Source organism: Streptomyces sp. NPDC104814 (genome assembly GCF_055583185.1).
The window spans coordinates 90,633-107,561 of record NZ_JBVJOL010000009.1 but is presented as its reverse complement, the minus strand read 5'-3'; the positions used below and the strand labels follow the sequence as shown (position 1 = coordinate 107,561).

Genomic DNA, 16,929 nt, shown 5'->3' with positions numbered 1-16,929 from the left:
GATCCGAAGGAGTTCCCGTGAAGACGCTGATCGTCCACGCCCACCCGGAGCCGAAGTCGCTCAACAGCTCGCTGAAGGACCTCGCCGTGTCCACCTTGGAGAACGCCGGGCACGAGGTACGGGTGAGCGATCTGTACGCGATGAACTGGAAGGCGGTCGTGGACGCCGCGGACTACGGTCCCAGCGCGTCGGATCGGCTGAGGGTGGCCCTGGACTCGGGCCGGGCCTTCGAGTCAGGGACGCTCACGCCGGATGTCGTCGCCGAGCAGGAGAAGCTGTTGTGGGCCGACACGGTCATCTTCCAGTTCCCGCTGTGGTGGTACACGATGCCGGCGATCCTGAAGGGCTGGGTGGACAGGGTGTTCACCTACCGCTTCGCGTACGGCGTCGGCGAACACAGCGACACCAAGTACGGCGAGCGCTTCGGTGAAGGCACCCTCGCCGGCCGGAGGGCGCTGCTGTCGGTGACCACCGGCGGCCCGGAGTCGCACTACGCGGCCCGCGGGATCAACGGCCCCATCGACGACCTGCTGTTCCCGATCCACCACGGCATCCTGTACTACCCCGGCCTCGAGGTGCTGCCACCGTTCGTGCTGTACGGCACCGACCGGATGACGGACGAGGACTACACGGACGCCGCCAAGGCCTGGACGCAGCGGCTGCTCACCCTGGAGTCGACGGAGCCGATCCCGTTCCGGCGCCAGAACTTCGGCGACTACGAGATCCCCTCACTCCACCTGAAGGAGGGCCTGGAACCCAAGGGCCGCACCGGCTTCGCCCTGCACATACGCGACTGACGACACCCTCCGGCCGGCCTTCGGTTCGCCGGCCGAGGCCGCCCGCACATGGCTGCACGCCGAGGCCGAGGTCGTCGACACCACGCACCTCACACCCGCCGAGGCCTCGCCGCGGGTCGCGGAGGCTGTGAAGAGCTGAGGCAGCGGGCGTGCGCCCTGGGACGTGCCCGGACCTGCAGTAGCCGGCGACGTCGGCGAGCAGGTCCACGGATCCGTACGCCTCGGGCCGTGGATATGATCGCCTCATGCGTGGGCGGGGGCGGATGGTCGGGGCGGCGCGATTCCTGGTGGCGTGGGCCGTGCTCACCGTCTTCATGCGCTGGGCGACGGACTTCGCGGGCGTCTACAAGGGCTGGTCGGTCACTGCGGTGACGTCCGCGTCGGTGGTGGCCGTCTGGTACCTGGTCCCGTGGGCGCGGTCCCGCAGGGAACACCGAGCCGGCCCGGCGCGCCCGCGGGGGTGACGACGCCGGCGGCACCGACTTCGTGACCGTCCGTCAGTTGCCGTGCCTGTCCTGCGTCGTGACCGGTCGGCCGTACATCGCCACGTGGTACGGAGTCAGCCGCGTTGTGTCTTTCCGGCCGGCAGCATGCCGGAGAAGCGGCTGAGGTCCGTGACGTGAAGAGTCCCGTCGTGGCCTGGGTGCCGCCGCTTCAGGCGAGGTCGGTCAGGTCCTCCGCGTAGACCTGGGACAGGGGTTGCGGGCCCACGTACTGCTGGCAGTTGCACTGACCGGCCTCGTAGCGCAGGGGTTTCTTGTTCTCGTCCCAGGCCGTCGGGAGTTCGACGCGTTCGTGGCAGCGGCCCTGCTTGTCGTGCTTGGCCAGATGGTGCGTGCAGCCGCACACCGGCTCCGGGGGCCTGTTGGCCGCTTCGACGGCCAAGCGCTCCTGCTTCGCCGCCTCCAGCAACTGGAGTCTGCGTTCGTGCCGGTTGCGCAGCGCGGTGCGGATGTTGTCGGCCGCCCAGGCGAAGCCTCCCGTCCAGAAGGCGATGAGCACCCACCAGAACCAGTCCATCGGCTGTCCCCTTCCCCCGTCGGCTGCTGCCGGGGTCAGCATAGATGGCTGCCGCAGCGCCCGCGGATTAGGATCGGGCGCATGGCCCTGATCACGAGCGACGTCGACCGGTTCCAGGCCGCGAGGCCCCGGCTGGAGGCCATCGCCTACCGGTTGCTCGGTTCGGCGAGCGAGGCCGAGGACGCCGTGCAGGAGACGTTCCTGCGCTGGCAGGCGGCCGACGTCGAGCGGATCGAGGTGCCCGAGGCCTGGCTGACCAAGGTGCTCACCAACCTCTGCCTGAATCAGCTGAGTTCGGCACGAGTACGGCGCGAGAGCTACGTCGGCAGGTGGCTCCCGGAGCCGCTGCTCGCCGGGGACCCGATGCTCGGGCCGGCCGACACCGTCGAGCAGCGTGAGTCGGTGTCGTACGCCGTCCTCGTGCTGCTGGAGCGTCTGTCGCCCAACGAGCGGGCGGTGTACGTGCTGCGCGAGGCCTTCGACTACCCGCACCGGGAGATCGCCGCGATCCTCGACATCAGCGAGGCCGCCAGCCAGCAGATCCATCACCGGGCCAAGAAGCACGTCGCGGCCGGCAGGGCGCGTACCGAGATCGACGAGGCCGCCGCCCGCAGGATCGTCGAGGAGTTCCTGGCCGCAGCGACGAGCGGCCGGACCGAACCGCTGGTGCGGCTGCTCACCCAGGACGCCGTCTCGGTCGGCGACGGCGGTGGGAAGGTCCCGGCCCGCGCGAAGGCGTTCGAGGGTGCGCTCGCGGTCGCCAAGTTCCTGCGGGGTCTGTTCAAGCCCAGCGAGGCCAAGCGGGCCCATGTGGGGGGTACGCCCGAGCTCTACGCCACGACGGCCAACGGCGAACCCGCCGTAGTGGCGGTCGTGGACGGCCGGGTCGTCGGGATCACCTGCCTGGAGGTGAGCGCGCAGGGCATCGTCGCGCTGCGCAGCCAGGCCAACCCCGACAAGCTCGTGCGCGCCACTGAGCAGTGGGCCGCCGCGGACCACGGGGAGCCGCTGCACACCCTCTGACCGGGTGTGACGTGCTTCACATCGCGATCCTGTCAGGAAACGCCGGGCTGTCCGGTTCATGGGGCGAAGCCGCGCAGACAGCGGCGCGATCCTCACCGACAGGAGCAGCCCCATGCAGCACCGCATCGTCGTCCTCGGAGCCGGCTACACCGGAGCCATCGCCGCCGGCCGCCTCGCCAAGCGGCTGCACCGCGAGGACGTCACGATCACCCTCGTCAACCCCGAGCCCGACTTCGTCGAGCGGGTCCGGCTGCACCAGCTCGCGGCCGGCCAGGCCCTCAGGCCCCGGCCGTTCAGCGAGATGTTCGCGGGCACGGGCGTCGAGCTGAAGCTCGCCAAGGTCACCGCCGTGGACGTGGACCGCAAGGCGGTGACGGTCACCGCCGTCGACGGCCCCGGGCAGGAGGAACTGGTCTACGACACCCTGGTCTACGCCCTCGGCAGCGGCTGGAACGACGGCGGTGTCCCCGGCGCCGCCGAACACGCCCACGAGCTCTCCAGCCGCGCCGGGGCCCTGCGGCTGCGCGACCGTCTGGCCGCGCTGGACGCCGGCCGGCCCGTGGTCGTCGTCGGCGGCGGCCTGACCGGTCTGGAGGCAGCGACGGAGATCGCCGAGGCCCGCCCGGACCTCGACGTCGCCCTGGCCGTCCGCGGCACCCTCGGCGACTGGCTCTCGGACAAGGGCCGCGCCCACCTGCGCAAGGTGGTGGACCGGCTCGGCATCACGGTCCACGAGCACGCCGCGGTCACCGCCGTCGCGGAAGACGCCGTGACGACGGCCGACGGCCGGACCGTGCCCGCCGAGGTCACGGTGTGGACCACGGGCTTCGCCGTCCACCCCGTCGCGCAGGCCACAACGCTCGACGTCTCCGAGGGCGGGCGGATCGTGGTCGACGCCACGATGCGTTCGGTCTCCCACGAGGACGTGTACGCCGTGGGCGACGCGGCGATGGCGGTCGGCCCGGGCGACAAGCCCCTGCGGATGTCCTGCGCCTCGGGCGTCCCCATGGCCTGGCAGGCCGCCGACGCCATCGCGGCCCGGCTCACCGGCGCCAAGGTCCCGCACGTCGCGATCCGTTACTTCCAGCAGTGCATCTCCCTGGGCCGCAAGGAGGGCCTGATCCAGTTCGTCACGGCCGACGACCGGGCGGTCGACCGCGCCCTGACGGGCCGCGGGGCCGCCTTCTACAAGGAGATGATCTGCAAGGGCGCGGCCTGGGGCGTCGCCAACCCGACCGTGGGCATGCCGTCCCGACGCCGCCGGGTCGTACGCCCGCGGACGGCGCAGGCACCGGCCGGAGCGGCGGCCTGACCCGGCCGGCAGTCGTGAACAGTTCTTTCCGGGGGACCGTGGCCCCCCAGGTCGGGTACCTGGTCCACGCCGACGACGGACAGCAGGACGGCGTGGCGGACGCCGGCCCGCCCGGCGGTGTCCAGGCGGTTGCCGGTCGCGGCACGGAAGAAGCCGGCGGATGCGCCGTCGGTGGGGCGGCGAGCGGCTCCCGGAACAGGGTCCAGCGCCCTCGGCGCGCCCTAGGGGGTGTCGTTCGGATCGTCCCGGCGTCGCGGCGGGCCCTGGGGGTCGCCCTGTCCGGGGCGGTTCCCGTAGCGGGCGGTCAGGGTGCGGACGGTCGCCGTGATGCGGTCGCGGAGTTCGGCCGGGGCCAGGACCTCGATGTCCGTGCCCAGGCGCAGGAACTCCCCGTGGGCGTGGTCGACCGACTCGATCGGCACCCGGGTCTCGGTCCAGCCGTCGCCCGTGGGCGTCACCCCGAGGCGGCGGGCGCCCTCCGGGGTGAGCCGCACCAGGGCTTCCCCGGTGTGCAGCCGGGCCCGGAAGCCGGCCACATGGTCCTTCCAGTACGCGGCCAGGTCGAACCCCTCCGGAGCGGTGAACTCCGTCAGCGGGCGCAGGGCGAGGATCTGGTCGACGCGGTAGGTGCGGATCCCGGACGGGCCGCCCGCGACCAGGTACCAGCGGCCCGCCTTCAGCACCAGCCCGTACGGCTCCACCCGCCGCTCGATCTCCTCCGGCGCCCGCCAGCGCCGGTACCGCAGGAGCGTCGCCCGCCGCTCCCACACCGCGGCGGCGACCGCGGCCAGGTGGGGTGTGCGGTCGGCGTCGCTGTACCAGCCGGGGGCGTCGAGCAGGAAGCGTTCCCTGATCCGCCCGGCGTGCTCGCGCAGCTGTGCCGGCAGCGCGGCGTGCAGCTTGAGCTGGGCGGTGGCGAGCGCCTCGCCGAGGCCGAGGTCGGCGGCGGCGCCGGGGAGCGCGGCGAGGAACGCGGCCTGCGCCTCGTCGGCGGTCAGTCCGGTGAGCCGGGTGCGGTAGCCGTCGACCAGCCGGTAGCCGCCCGCGTGGCCGGCGGCGCCGTACAGCGGGATGCCGGCGGCGGCGAGCGCCTCGACGTCCCGGTAGACGGTACGGACGGACACCTCCAGCTCGCCGGCCAGTTGCCGGGCCGTCATCCGGCCCCGGTTCTGGAGCAGGAGGAGCAGGGTGACCAGCCGGCTCGCGCGCATGCTGTTCAGTATCCGCCTTCACTGACAGCGGATGTCAGGGGACCCTTTCTACTCTGCGGCGCATGAACGACTTCGACTTCCTGCACGGCACCTGGGACGTGGCAAGCCGCCGTCTGACCGCTCCGCTCGCGGCGGGCGCCGCGACCTGGGTGGAGTTTCCCGGGCACGCGGTGGTGCGGCCGCTGTTCGGGGGCGCCGGCAACATCGACGAGATCACCTTTCCCACCCTGGGCCGTCAGGGCGTGACCCTGCGCCTGTTCGACCGCGAGACGGAGCGCTGGTCGATCCACTGGTCCGACAGCCGGACGGGCCGGCTGGACCCGCCCGTCGTCGGTGGCTTCACCGGCGACCGCGGCGACTTCCACGGTGAGGACACCTTCGAGGGGCGCCCGATCCGGGTGCACTTCACCTGGCACCGCCTCGGCCCGGACCGCGCGCGCTGGGAGCAGGAGTTCTCCGCAGACGACGGCCGTACCTGGGAGCACAACTGGACCATGGACTTCACCCGGACCGGGCGGGCCGGCGCATGAGCATCGTCGAACTGCGGCAGTACACCCTGCGTCCCGGAGCCCGGGAGACACTGATCGAGCTGTTCGAGCGCGAGTTCGTGACCGGGCAGCAGGCGGTCGGCATCACGGTGGGTGGCCGGTTCCGCGACCTGGACGACCCGGACCGGTTCGTCTGGCTGCGCGCCTTCCCCGACATGGCGAGCCGCCGGCGCTCGCTGGAGGCGTTCTACGGCGGCCCCGTCTGGCGGGAGCACCGCGACACGGCCAACGCCACCATGATCGACAGCGATGACGTCCTGCTGCTGCGCGGCCCGGGCTTCACCCCCGCGCCCGGCGCCCGTGAGGTGCTCGCGACCGTCTGCCACCCGTCCGGGGAGAGCGCCTTCGACGCGTACGCCGCCCGCCACCTCGGCCCGGGCCACGCGCTGCACCGCACCGAGCACGCCGAGAACGACTTCCCGCGTCTGCCGGTCCGCACCGGGGAGGACGTCCGGCTCTGGTTCGGCCCGGCGCAGCCCCCGCCCTGGCCGGCGCAACGGCTGCGGCTGCAACCGGTGACCGCCTAGGACCTGCTGGTGTACGGGCGTTCGCGACCGGGCCGCAGGCGCGGTGGTTCCACCACGTCAACGTCAACGCCCATGACCGCGGCGGCCACTTCATCCCCTGGGAGAACCCCGACGCCTGGGTGAACGACCTGCGCCGCACCTTCCACGACCGCAGGCCCTGAACGCGCCGCGGGCCCGTCGCACGTCCCCCGAACACGGCTTCGCACGGCCCGGCCGCGTGTCATGATCGCCCGACGTGCCTCGCGCCCCGGCCGGCATGCCGGGGCCCACGGCAGCGGACCGAAGAAAAAGGAATCAGCGTGCGCAGACTCGTCCACTACGTCGCCATCACTCTCGACGGGTTCATCGCGGGCCCCGACGGCGCGGACCCCACCGGCCCGAACGGCTTCTGGCCCATACCGGAGGACTACATCCGCCACCTCGTGACCGAGTACCCCGAGACGCTGCCCGTGCAGGCCCGGCAGGCGCTGTCCGTCACGGCGGAGGGCACGCACTTCGACACGGTGCTCGAAGGGCGGCGCAGCTACGAGATCGGTCTCGCGGCCGGAATCACCGACGCCTTCCCGCACCTGCGTCACCTGGTGTTCTCCCGGACGCTGACCGAAAGCCCGGACCCGGCCGTCGAGCTGGTCGCCGACGACCCGGTGGCGACCGTGCGCAAGCTCAAGCAGCAGGAGGGCAAGGACATCTGGCTGCTCGGTGGCGCCGAGCTGGCGGGCTCCCTGTACGCCGAGATCGACACCCTGATCCTGAAGCTCGGCCCGCTGACCATCGGCGACGGGATCCCGCTGTTCTCCCGCAAGGCCGCCTTCGATCCGCGCACCTGGGCACTGGCCGACCACACCGTGCTGGACAGCGGCGCGGCCTTCCTCACCTACACCCGCGTCGACGGCTGAGCACGGGGGTCCGCCCGCCTCGGGCACGCATCCACTCCCCCGGTCCGGTGCGGGCGATGTTCAAGAGTGAGCGGCGCCGCGCGGGGTGGGCGGGTCACGCTCGGGCGTGAGAAGCCCCTCACCGAGGTGCCGGGTCCTTGAGGCGAAGGAGTGGACTCATGTCGACGACGAGGCGGGTGCACACGTACCCCTTCGAGGGGGAGGTGCACGGACTTGAGATCCACCCCGCGTTCGAGGAGCTGCGGGAGGCGGAGCCGCTTGCCCGGGTGAAGCTCCCGTACGGCGACGAGGGGTGGCTCGTCACGCGCTACGACGACGTGCGGACGGTGAACTCCGATCCCCGCTTCAGCCGGGCGCAGATCGGTGAGGACACCCCGCGCACCACTCCGCTGGCCCGCCGCGGCGACACGATCCTCAGCATGGACCCGCCGGAGCACACGCGGCTGCGGCGCCTGCTGTCCAAGGCGTTCACGGCCCGGCGGATGGGGCAGTTGCAGCCGTGGCTGGAGGAGTTGTTCTCCGGGCTGCTGGACGGTGTGCAGCGCATGGGCCCGCCGGCGGACGTGGTGCGCGACCTGGCGGAGCCGTTCACGATCGCGGTGATCTGCCGGCTGCTGGGCGTGCCGTACGAGGACCGGGGCAAGTTCCAGCACTGGTCGGAAGTGATCATGTCGACCACGGCGTACAGCAAGGAGGAGGCGCTGGCCGCCGACCGGGCGATCCGCACCTATCTCGCCGACCTGGTGGCCGCACGCCGGGCCGCCCCCCACGACGACCTCCTGGGCGTGCTGGTGGCGGCCCGGGACGAAGGGGACCGGCTCTCCGAGGAGGAGCTGATCACCTTCGGGGTCACGCTGCTCGTCGCGGGACACGAGACGTCGGCCCACCAGCTGGCGAACATGCTGTACGTGCTGCTGACCCACGAGGACCAGATGGGGCTCGTGCGGGAGAAGCCGGAGCTGCTGCCGCAGGCGGTGGAGGAGCTGCTGCGGTACGTGCCGCTGGGCAACGGCATCGGCAACGCGCGCATCGCGCGGGAGGACGTGGAGCTCAGCGGCGGCACGGTGTGTGCCGGTGAGGGCGTGATGGCCGCCGCGATCAACGCCAACCGCGATCCCCGGATGTTCGCCGACCCGGAGCGTCTGGACGTCACCCGGGAGAAGAACCCCCATCTGGCGTTCGGGCACGGGGCGCACTACTGCCTCGGGGCACAGCTCGCCCGGATGGAGCTGCGTGTGGCCATCGGCGGGGTCCTGGAGCGTTTCCCCGGGCTGCGGCTGGCGGTCCCGGCGGAGGAGATCGAATGGAAGACGGGTGGTCTGTTCCGCGGTCCGCGGCGGCTGCCGGTCGCTTGGTGAGGTGGGCGGGATGAGCGAGGAGCGCACGACGCACTGGCGGGTCGAGGCCGATCACGGGGTGTGCATCGGCACGGGAATCTGCGCCGGGGTGGCACCCCACCGTTTCCGGGTGGTCGACGGGCGGTCGGTGCCGCCGGCCGGGGAACTGGAGCCGGACGAGGACGTGCTGGACGCGGTGGAGTCCTGCCCGGTGGAGGCGTTGCGGGTGCGGGACGCGGCGACCGGTGCGGTGCTCGACCTGCAGTGACGGGCGGTCGGGTGCGGCGCCTCGAGCGATCCTCGAGCGCCGCACGCGCGGGCCGGGGTGCACAGTGGTTAGGGTCGGCAGCATCACCGCCTTTCGGGTGGGTGCTTTACGGTCCTGACGGTGGGCGCTTTCCGGCCCTGACGGTGGACGCTTTCCGGTCCTGGCACCCGGTCCGGGGGCGGCGGCGGAAATCAGCCGTAATTCGGCGGGAATTGACGCTCTGAATAGGGGCCGCTCCCGAGGCGGCGCGGCACGACTGCGAGTTCCGCTTGCCGAATGCCAATTGCCTCTCCACTCAAAGGAGTTGCTTCCCCCGGTCCGACTTGACACGGGTCGCGAGGGGCCTATTGAGTATCTCCTCGGATTCTGGAATTCCGTATTCCAGCCCGGTATTTCGCACGTCGCGACAGTAGGAGAACCCGCATGAAGTTCGCCATCGTCATCATCGAGAACGCCGAGTCCAGGCGGAAGATCCAGGAGGACCGCCTCGCCTACCGGAAGCAGATCGAGGAGTGGATGGGCCAGCAGGCCCAGGCCGGTGCCCTCGTGGGCGGCGAGGCGTTCGAGACCGAGTCCGTGGCCCCGGTGACGGTGCGCCGGACCGCCGACGGCACCCCGAAGGCCGTCGAGGAGCCGTTCGCGGGCGGTGACGAGACGCTGGGCGGTTACATCCTCGTCGAGGCCGCCGACCGCGACGCCGCCGTGGAGATCGCCAAGTCGTGGCCGACGCCCGAGACCCTCGAGGTGCGGCCGCTGTGGGTGGCCCAGTAACACCGGCCGGGCACGGTCCCGAGCCCGCGCCGGGGCGTCCGCGAGCAGCGGCCGCGCCCCGGCGCGGGCCCGCGGCGCAGCCCATCAGCGAAAGGGGGGAAGCGATGCCGGGCACCAGGAACGCGACACCGCCCGCCGACGTGGCCTCGCTGCTCGAACGCCGGCTGGGGGACCCCGAGGACCCGGCGACGATGCTGTCGTACGCCCGCGTTCTGGACGCCGACCGCCACGAGACCTTCCCCGCCGATCCCTGCGGGCTGCTCGACCTGTGGGGGCTGCCGGACCACTACGTGCCCGCCGAGCACGGCGGGCTGCTGACCGACTACCCGCAACTGGCCGCGCTGGTACGCACGGTGGCGGGACGGGACCTGACCACGGCGGTGGTCCACACCGGCACCTTCTTCGGCTCGGCCTGCGTGTGGGCCTCCGGCGATCCCGGGGCCGCCCGGCGCCTGGGCACTCTGGTGCGGGCCGGGCACAGCGTGGCGCTCGCCCTGTCCGAGCGGCACCACGACGACGACCCGATCACCACCGACGTCACCGCCTGGCCGGTCGCCGACGGCTTCCTCCTCAACGGCGAGAAGGCGCTCGTGCCGGGTGCCGCCCGGGCCCGGGTGCTCTGTCTGCTCGCCCGCACCGGGCCGGACTCCGGTCCGCGTGCCTACAGCGTGCTGCTCGTCGACAAGGCCACGCTGAGCGGCGGCCGGTGCGAGGAGTCGGCCCGTACGCCCACCGAGGGTGTGCGCGGCGCCGACCTCAGCGGGGTGCTCTTCACGGACGCCGTCGCTCCGGCCGGCAGCCTGGTCGGGGCACAGGGCCAGGGCGGCGAGATCGTCCTGAAGGGGCTGCAGCTCGTCCGCAGCATCACCCCCGCCCTGTCGTCGGGCGCCGCCGGCCACGCACTGCACCTGGCGCTGACCGAGCTGCGGCAGCGACCCGGCCGCCCTCCCGGCACAGTCGCCGGCACCCTCGCCGACGAACCGCTGACCCGCCGGATCCTCGGCGAGTGCGCCGCCGACCTGCTGGCCGTCGACGCGCTGGCCACGGTCACCGCACGCAGCGTGCACCTGCTGCCGCGCGAACTCTCGGTGACCTCCGCTGCGGCCGCCCACCTGGTGCCCGCGGTCGTAGGAGAGGTGCTGGAGCGGCTCGTCGGCCTGTTCCCGCAGCGCACGGCAGGCCCGGCGCAGGAGATGCTGCGCAAGGCCGAACGCGACCACCGGACCGTGCGGATCCTCGGCGGCAGTGACACCGCCCATCTGTACGCCCTCGCCACCGCCTTCCGTCATCTGGCGCGCCCCGCCGAAGCGCAGGGCGCAGGCGTCGACCCGGCCGTGTACGACCCGGGCTCGCCCCTGCCCCCGCCTCGCCCGCAGGATCTCGCTCTCGTCGCGCGCGACGGCAGCGCACTGCTCGCGGCGCTGCCTCGGCTGGCCGGGGAACTCGCCGGCGCCGCGGCCACCACCCCGGCGCTGGCAGGTGCCGCCAGGGTGGCGCAGGAACTGAGCGGCCGGGCCGAGCGGCTGCGGGCCGCGCTGCCGCCCGCCGTGCACACCCTCGCCCGGCTGCCCGCCGCCTCGGCGGAACAGGCCCGGCAGGTGGCCGTGTGCCTGGCGGCCTCGGCCTGCCTCGGCATGTGGCGGCACGCGCCCGCGCTGGAGGACAGGTGGCCGGACGGGATGTGGCTGGAGCCCGCGCTGCGGCGGCTGCTGCGGCGGCTCGGCGGGGCGGACACGCACATGGTGCAGGACGGACCCGGATCAGGCGGCCAGGACTACGACGCACTGGCCGACCGTGTCGCCGACCTGTGGGAACGCGACGGCGCGCCCTGCGCTCTCGTGCCGCCCGCAGGCGTGGAAGGAGCAGCGTGATGAGACTGGCCGCGGCCCGGGGCACACGTCCGGGATCGGTGTCGGAGGACAGTGCGGTACGGGCCCGTATCACCGCATTGGACAAGCACTTCGGCAGCCCCGGCGATCTGACCAACCCGTTGGGTGCGGCGGCGTTGCTGCGCGCCGACGAGGAGGGGCGTGTGCCGGACGCGCTGCCGCTGCTGCTGGCGGACTACCGGTTCGGCGCCGAGTTCGTGCCCACCGAACTCGGTGGCCGCTTCGTCCAGGTCGACACCCTGTGCAGGGTGGTGCGCACCGTCTTCCGGCACGACGGCGCCCTCGGGCTCGCCACGGGCGCCTCCACGCTCCTCGCCGTGGCCCCCGTGTGGGCGGCGGGCAGCGGACAGCAGCAGGAACACCTGGCCCGGCTGCTGCTGAGCGGCGGGTATCCGGCCGCGGTCGGCGTGGGCCGGGACTGCGCTGTCGCCGATACGGCACCGGCCGCCCGGCGCCACGGTGAGCGATACGTCCTGGACGGGGACGCCGAACGATGTATCGACGCTTTCCGGTCCGACGCGCTGCTCGTGTTCGCCCGGACCGGTTCGGGCGAGGCCGCGCACAGCGCGCTGCTGCTGCGGACCGGAGAGCTGCCGGACGGGCAGCGTGGTCCGGGCACGGGGCCGTCGTTCGACGCCCACGGTGTCCCGGCGTCCGCGCTCGTCGGAGCCGAGGGCGAGGGCGATGAACTGGCCCGACGTATACGGCAGTTGGCGGGATGCGCCCTGCCGTCCATGGCGGTGGGCGGCGCCGACGGGGCCGTGCGCACCGCCCTCGGATTCGCCCGGGACCGGCGGCTGCTCGACCGGTCCCTGGCCGACGTGCCGTTCCACCGGGGGCTGTTCGCCGGTGCCTTCCTCGACCTGCTCGTCGCCGACTGCCTGGCGCTGACGGCGACCCGCTGCCTGCACGCCCTGCCCGCCGAGGCGGGTGCCGTCGCGGAGGCGGCCGCCCTGGCCGTGCCGCGGCTGCTCCGCCGGGCCGTCGACGACGTCGCCGGCGTGCTGGGCCTGGCCGGCTCCGTACGACAGGGGCCGTACGCGATGTTCGGCAAACGCCTGCGCGACCTGCAGCGGCTGCCCGCGCCGCCGGTGACCGCCGCGACGGCGCTGCGCGCCTTGTCGGCGACGACGCCGGGGCGGCCCGTGCCGCGTTCGGTGTTCTCCCCGGGGGAGGGCCTGCCCCCGCTCGACTGGCGCGGCCGGCCGCAGGCCGTCTCCGATCCGCTCGCCGCGTCGCTGCGCGCCTGCGCCGACGACGTGATGGGGCGCACCGATCTCGGCCCGCACGGCCGCGTGCTGGGCGCCGCGTGCGCGGCGCTCCTCGACGAACTGCGCGACCTGACACGGCAGTGCGCCCAGCTGGACCCCGAACACCTCGTGGCGCCGCACCCGCACGCCCGGCACCTGGCCGAACGCCACGCTCTGCTCACGGCCGCGGTGGCCGCTCTGGGCGTGTGGCGCGAGGCGGACGGCCAGCGGACGCATTTCCTGGCCGATCCCGCCTGGGTGACGGCGGCCCTGCACCGCATGGTCGTGCGGCTCGGCCGGGAGATACCCGCGCCGCCCGCGACCACCGAGCGGGAGATCGTGGCCGAGCTGCTCGCCCGTCACCGCTCGCACCGGACATTCGATGTGTACGACACCCCCCTGGCCGGCTGACGGCGGCGCGTCCGCCCACCACCGGCCCCTGCCCGAGGACTTCGCCCATGCCGAGCCCGTCCCAGCAGCTTGACGAGGCGGACGTCCGCCGCTGGCTGGTGTCCCGGATCGTCGCCTACCTGGGAGGCGACGCCCGGACCCTGGACCTAGCCCTGCCGTTCAGCGAGTACGGCCTCGACTCGCTGGCCGCGTTCGGGCTGTGCGGCGACATCGAGGAGGAGTTCGGGGTCGTCGTGGAACCCACCGCGGCCTGGGACCACCCCACCGTCGCCGCGCTGAGCCGCCATGTCGTGGCACAGGGGGTGCCTGTGCGGGACGGGCGCCCGGAACGCTAGGGCGGCTGCCGTCGGTCGCGCCGGGCCGGGCGGATCCGCCGTGACCGGCGAGACGTCCCCGGCGCGGCGCGGTCCGCTCAGTTTTGAGCGGAGCCGGGGGCTCGGCCGACCCCATGGTGGGGTGCCGTCGCGATGCCCCGGGCGGCCCCGACCCCGTAGGCGCGAAGGAGAGGCACTCGCCATGACGGACGGCGTGACGGACATGGCCACGGCGGGACCCGGCACCGGGCGGCTGCGGCCCCTGCTGGACGCCGTGCACGACACGGCCGCTGAGGTGCGCGCCCGGCGCCCCGACTACTTCGAGCACCGGCCGCTGCGGCTGCCGGCCCATCTGCTCGAGCGTCACGGCGCCGACCGTGACCCGGTGCGCCGGCTGGTGTCCGAGGCGTACGGGCTGCGGCTGGAACCGGTGGCCGACGCGCAGGACTGCACCGCCGTGGACCGCCTGGCCGCCCTGCGCGCGGAACGCGGCCGGATCGCCGGCGGCAACGGCAACGACACGGACGCCGATGGCGGTGTGGCCACGGCCGCGGACCTGGCAGCCGTCGTGCGGGAGCAGGACGCGCTGCGGCGCTCCCTCGCACAGCAGGCGGACCGGATCGCCAGGACGGCGCCGCGCCGGGTCGGCGTCATGGGCGGAGTGCTGTCGTACGTCGCCGCCGGCACCGCCCGGGACGGCGAGCCGCCCGTCGTCCTGGTGAACGCCCTCGGGATGGGTACGGCGCTGTGGCATCCGCTGATGGCGGCGCTCGCGCCCGACCACCGGGTGCTGACCTGGGCGCCGCGGGGCACCCGCGCCGGCACCCGGCCGCTGCGGCTGCGCGACCAGGCCGAGGACCTGGCGGCCGTACTCGCCGCCGAGGGTGTCCGCGAGTGCCATCTGGTGTGCTGGTGCAGCGGACCGAAGACGGCGGTGGAGTTCCACCGGCGCCGCCCCGACGCCGTACGGTCGATGGTCTTCCTGCACGGCTCCTTCCGGCACACCGGCGACCCGGCCGGGCGCGAGCCCGACACCCCCTACGAGCGCGGCCTCGAGGAGTTGTGCCGGGCCGTCGCCGCCCGCCCGGCGCTCGCCTCCCGGATGCGTGCGCTGTTCACCGGCAAGCGCGCCGACCTGCCAGAGGACCTGAGCGCCCACCGTTTCGCCGAGGAGGTCCTCGCGCTGCCCGCGCCCGGCCTGGAGGAAGAACTGCTGCGTCCGTTCGCCGACGACGTCCTGCCCGCCTACGCCCGGCAGTTGCTGGACTACTGGGACCACGACGCCCTCGCGCACGCCGGCCGGGTGCGGGTGCCGGTGCTGTGCGTGACCGCCGAGTTCGACCGGATCGCGTCCCCCGAGCGGCTCGCCCTGGCAACCGGCTCCTTCCCCGACGCCCGCCACGAACAGCTGCCCGGCGCCACGCACTACTCCATGTACGACCGGCCCCGCGAGGTCGCGCGGCTGCTCGGGGACTTCTTCACGGCGGCGCGGCCGCGCTCAATTGTGAGCGGCACCCTGCGCTGACGCTCCCTAGCGTCGTACCCCGGCGGCCCGAGGCCGCCTCACTCGTGCGACGAAGGAGACAGTGCGATGACCGACGCGGTGAGCCCGGCCCCGGGCGCCTTTCTTCCCGCCCAGGCCGGACCCCTCGGCTCCGGCAGCAACCTGCTGCACTCCGGGAACGCGGGCTTCATCATCCACCGGGCGGGCCAGCTCAACCACGCCTTCCGTGCCGAGGGCCGCGCGTTCGCCAGGGATCTGGTCGACCACCTCAACAAGGTGGTCGAGGGTGTCGCCACGATCGCGGTGCACGAGGAGATCCTCGGCACCGCCGACCGGCTGCACTGGCTGATCCACATGAAGCAGCCCAACGACTACAGCCGCTTCCTGGAGATAGCCGACCACGACCGGAGCTTCAAGGAGATCACCGAGGCCGACCGGATCAAGGCCGAGCAGGGCGCCGGGAACTGGGAGCGCATGTTCGTCGAGGGCTCCTTCCAGGAGCGCGTGTACGTGCCGCAGCACGGCCTGGACGACCACGACGACGACCACCACGACCACCACGACGAGCCGTCGGACACGTTCGTGCCGCCGGCCCGCCACCAGACCGGCCTGCCCGAGAGCCGGCAGCGCAACTCGCTGGACAGCGGCCTGACGATCATCCGCACCGCGCAGACCGCGTTCCGCTTCCGCACCGAGGCCCGCGAGTTCGCCTTCGCCTGGGCCGCCGAGGTCAACCGGGCCCTCGGCGGGGAACTGACGGTCTACCTGTACGAGGAGACCTTCGGCCAGCAGGACCGCATCCACTGGATGATCCACCTCGACAGCTTCGACACCTACCGCAAGCTGACCGAGCTGAGCCGGACCGACGCCGACTACCGGGCGCTGTTCGGGCGCGAGTTCGTGCCCGCGCACAAGGGCGGCGGCGGCTGGGAGCAGACGTTCGTCTCGCCCACCATCCAGGACACCGTCATCACGCCGCTGCACGCCGGCGCGCCCCTGTGGTTCTGAAGCGGCGGACCGGGCCGTGACGGCGGACATCGATCCGACGCACCAGGGCGTGCGGCTCACCACCGAGCCGCACGTCCTGCGTGTCACGCTGGCGAGCCCGGACGGCCTCAACAGCCTCAGCGGGGACGTGCTCGACGCGCTGGAGGCGGCCCTGGACCGGGCCGAGGCCGATCCGGACTGCCGGGTGCTGCTCCTGGAGGGCTCCGGCGGCACGTTCTGCACCGGGCTCGACTTCGAGGAGGCCGCGGGCGATCTCGCCGGCGGTGACGTACGGGCGGGCCAGGGCGGGGAGGCGTTCCTCGCCCTGATGCGGCGCTTCGGCGAGACGCCGGTCGTGGTGGTGGCCTGCGTCGACGGACGGGTCACCGGGGGCGGTGTGGGCCTCGCGGCCGCCGCCGACCTGGTGATCGCCACCGAACGCAGCGAGTTCAGCCTGCCCGAGGCGCTCTGGGGGCTCGTGCCGTGCTGTGTGCTGCCCGTCCTGGTGCGGCGTACCGGCTTCCAGGTCGCCTACTCGATGGCCTTGACCACCCAGCCCGTGCCCGCGCGCCGGGCGGCGGAGTACCGCCTGGTGGACGACGTGGTGGCCGACCCGGCCCTCGCGGTGCGCAGGCTGCTGGTCCGCCTGACGCGGCTGGACCCGGTGACGGTGGGCGAGCTGAAGCGCTACGCCCGCACCCTGTGGTTCACCACGCAGGAGACGGACGCGTTCGCCCTGCGGGAGTTCACCCGGCTCATCGACGCGCCGGTCGCCCGGCGCCGTATCACCGACTACACGACGGCGCGGCGGCTCCCCTGGGAGAAGCCGCGGCCCTGACCGGGAACGGGCCAGGAGGGACGAGG

At 73.3% G+C, this 16,929-nt stretch carries 18 protein-coding genes and 2 pseudogenes; 18 read left to right on the top strand and 2 right to left on the bottom strand.

Translation table 11 applies throughout. The features are described 5' to 3' along the window. Positions 1 to 17: 17 nt before the first annotated feature. The 3 genes and pseudogenes from ACZ64A_RS27005 to ACZ64A_RS26995 all read left to right on the top strand — a co-directional run bounded on the left by ACZ64A_RS27005 (position 18) and on the right by ACZ64A_RS26995 (position 1,261). Positions 18 to 797 carry an NAD(P)H-dependent oxidoreductase gene (locus tag ACZ64A_RS27005; protein WP_469813892.1) on the top strand — a complete coding sequence of 260 codons (780 nt, stop codon included), beginning with the start codon at positions 18 to 20 and terminating at the stop codon, positions 795 to 797. A gap of 31 nt (positions 798 to 828) precedes the next feature. Further along, positions 829 to 936: pseudogene (locus ACZ64A_RS27000) on the top strand (ATP-binding protein); the annotation flags it as partial. 106 nt (positions 937 to 1,042) lie between these two features. After that, positions 1,043 to 1,261, top strand: coding sequence for a hypothetical protein (locus ACZ64A_RS26995; protein ID WP_469813891.1), 219 nt, complete (start codon positions 1,043 to 1,045; stop codon positions 1,259 to 1,261). 190 nt (positions 1,262 to 1,451) lie between these two features. On the opposite strand, the gene ACZ64A_RS26990 is transcribed toward ACZ64A_RS26995, so the two are convergent. Next, the gene (locus tag ACZ64A_RS26990; protein WP_469813889.1) at positions 1,452 to 1,817 is read right to left on the bottom strand and encodes a hypothetical protein; all 366 of its coding nucleotides are present in this window, start codon (positions 1,815 to 1,817) and stop codon (positions 1,452 to 1,454) included. An 81-nt stretch (positions 1,818 to 1,898) separates the two neighbouring features. Between ACZ64A_RS26990 and ACZ64A_RS26985 the strand changes: the two genes are divergently transcribed. Both ACZ64A_RS26985 and ACZ64A_RS26980 read left to right on the top strand, forming a co-directional pair. Continuing rightward, on the top strand, positions 1,899 to 2,840 hold the full coding sequence (locus ACZ64A_RS26985; protein ID WP_469813887.1) for an RNA polymerase sigma-70 factor: 942 nt from the start codon (positions 1,899 to 1,901) through the stop codon (positions 2,838 to 2,840). Between the two features lie 112 nt (positions 2,841 to 2,952). Next, complete coding sequence (locus tag ACZ64A_RS26980) at positions 2,953 to 4,152, top strand: NAD(P)/FAD-dependent oxidoreductase (RefSeq protein ID WP_469813886.1); 1,200 nt, start codon at positions 2,953 to 2,955, stop codon at positions 4,150 to 4,152. Between the two features lie 221 nt (positions 4,153 to 4,373). Here the strand turns inward: ACZ64A_RS26980 and ACZ64A_RS26975 are convergent, their stop codons facing one another. Further along, positions 4,374 to 5,363 carry a helix-turn-helix transcriptional regulator gene (locus ACZ64A_RS26975; protein ID WP_469813884.1) on the bottom strand — a complete coding sequence of 330 codons (990 nt, stop codon included), beginning with the start codon at positions 5,361 to 5,363 and terminating at the stop codon, positions 4,374 to 4,376. 62 nt (positions 5,364 to 5,425) lie between these two features. Between ACZ64A_RS26975 and ACZ64A_RS26970 the strand changes: the two genes are divergently transcribed. From ACZ64A_RS26970 to ACZ64A_RS26910, 13 genes and pseudogenes are all read left to right on the top strand, one after another. After that, complete coding sequence (locus ACZ64A_RS26970) at positions 5,426 to 5,893, top strand: hypothetical protein (protein ID WP_469813882.1); 468 nt, start codon at positions 5,426 to 5,428, stop codon at positions 5,891 to 5,893. Next, entirely contained in the window at positions 5,890 to 6,438 is a 549-nt protein-coding gene (locus ACZ64A_RS26965; RefSeq protein ID WP_469813881.1) for an NIPSNAP family protein, read from the top strand. Before ACZ64A_RS26970 ends, ACZ64A_RS26965 begins: the two co-directional genes overlap by 4 nt. 11 nt (positions 6,439 to 6,449) lie before the next feature. Further along, positions 6,450 to 6,599 (top strand): annotated as a pseudogene (locus tag ACZ64A_RS26960) (epoxide hydrolase); the annotation flags it as partial. 138 nt (positions 6,600 to 6,737) lie between these two features. After that, positions 6,738 to 7,334 (top strand): dihydrofolate reductase family protein, encoded by a 597-nt coding sequence (locus tag ACZ64A_RS26955; RefSeq protein WP_469813879.1) that lies wholly within the window; start codon positions 6,738 to 6,740, stop codon positions 7,332 to 7,334. A 158-nt stretch (positions 7,335 to 7,492) separates the two neighbouring features. Continuing rightward, positions 7,493 to 8,692, top strand: coding sequence for a cytochrome P450 (locus ACZ64A_RS26950; protein ID WP_469813878.1), 1,200 nt, complete (start codon positions 7,493 to 7,495; stop codon positions 8,690 to 8,692). Positions 8,693 to 8,702: 10 nt separating this feature from the next. Further along, positions 8,703 to 8,939, top strand: coding sequence for a ferredoxin (locus ACZ64A_RS26945; RefSeq protein ID WP_469813877.1), 237 nt, complete (start codon positions 8,703 to 8,705; stop codon positions 8,937 to 8,939). Between the two features lie 423 nt (positions 8,940 to 9,362). Next, positions 9,363 to 9,710, top strand: coding sequence for a YciI family protein (locus ACZ64A_RS26940; protein ID WP_469813875.1), 348 nt, complete (start codon positions 9,363 to 9,365; stop codon positions 9,708 to 9,710). A gap of 104 nt (positions 9,711 to 9,814) precedes the next feature. Beyond that, on the top strand, positions 9,815 to 11,581 hold the full coding sequence (locus tag ACZ64A_RS26935; RefSeq protein WP_469813874.1) for an acyl-CoA dehydrogenase: 1,767 nt from the start codon (positions 9,815 to 9,817) through the stop codon (positions 11,579 to 11,581). Then, the gene (locus ACZ64A_RS26930) at positions 11,581 to 13,260 is read left to right on the top strand and encodes an acyl-CoA dehydrogenase family protein (RefSeq protein WP_469813873.1); all 1,680 of its coding nucleotides are present in this window, start codon (positions 11,581 to 11,583) and stop codon (positions 13,258 to 13,260) included. The genes ACZ64A_RS26935 and ACZ64A_RS26930 overlap by 1 nt, the downstream gene beginning before the upstream one ends. Positions 13,261 to 13,307: 47 nt before the next feature. Further along, on the top strand, positions 13,308 to 13,595 hold the full coding sequence (locus ACZ64A_RS26925) for an acyl carrier protein (protein WP_469813871.1): 288 nt from the start codon (positions 13,308 to 13,310) through the stop codon (positions 13,593 to 13,595). A 181-nt stretch (positions 13,596 to 13,776) separates the two neighbouring features. Further along, positions 13,777 to 15,099 carry an alpha/beta fold hydrolase gene (locus tag ACZ64A_RS26920; protein ID WP_469813869.1) on the top strand — a complete coding sequence of 441 codons (1,323 nt, stop codon included), beginning with the start codon at positions 13,777 to 13,779 and terminating at the stop codon, positions 15,097 to 15,099. 66 nt (positions 15,100 to 15,165) lie between these two features. Continuing rightward, on the top strand, positions 15,166 to 16,086 hold the full coding sequence (locus ACZ64A_RS26915; RefSeq protein ID WP_469813867.1) for a DUF6039 family protein: 921 nt from the start codon (positions 15,166 to 15,168) through the stop codon (positions 16,084 to 16,086). Between the two features lie 16 nt (positions 16,087 to 16,102). After that, a complete protein-coding gene (locus ACZ64A_RS26910; protein ID WP_469813865.1) occupies positions 16,103 to 16,903 on the top strand; it encodes an enoyl-CoA hydratase-related protein in 801 nt (266 codons plus the stop codon). The last annotated feature ends 26 nt before the right edge of the window (positions 16,904 to 16,929 follow it).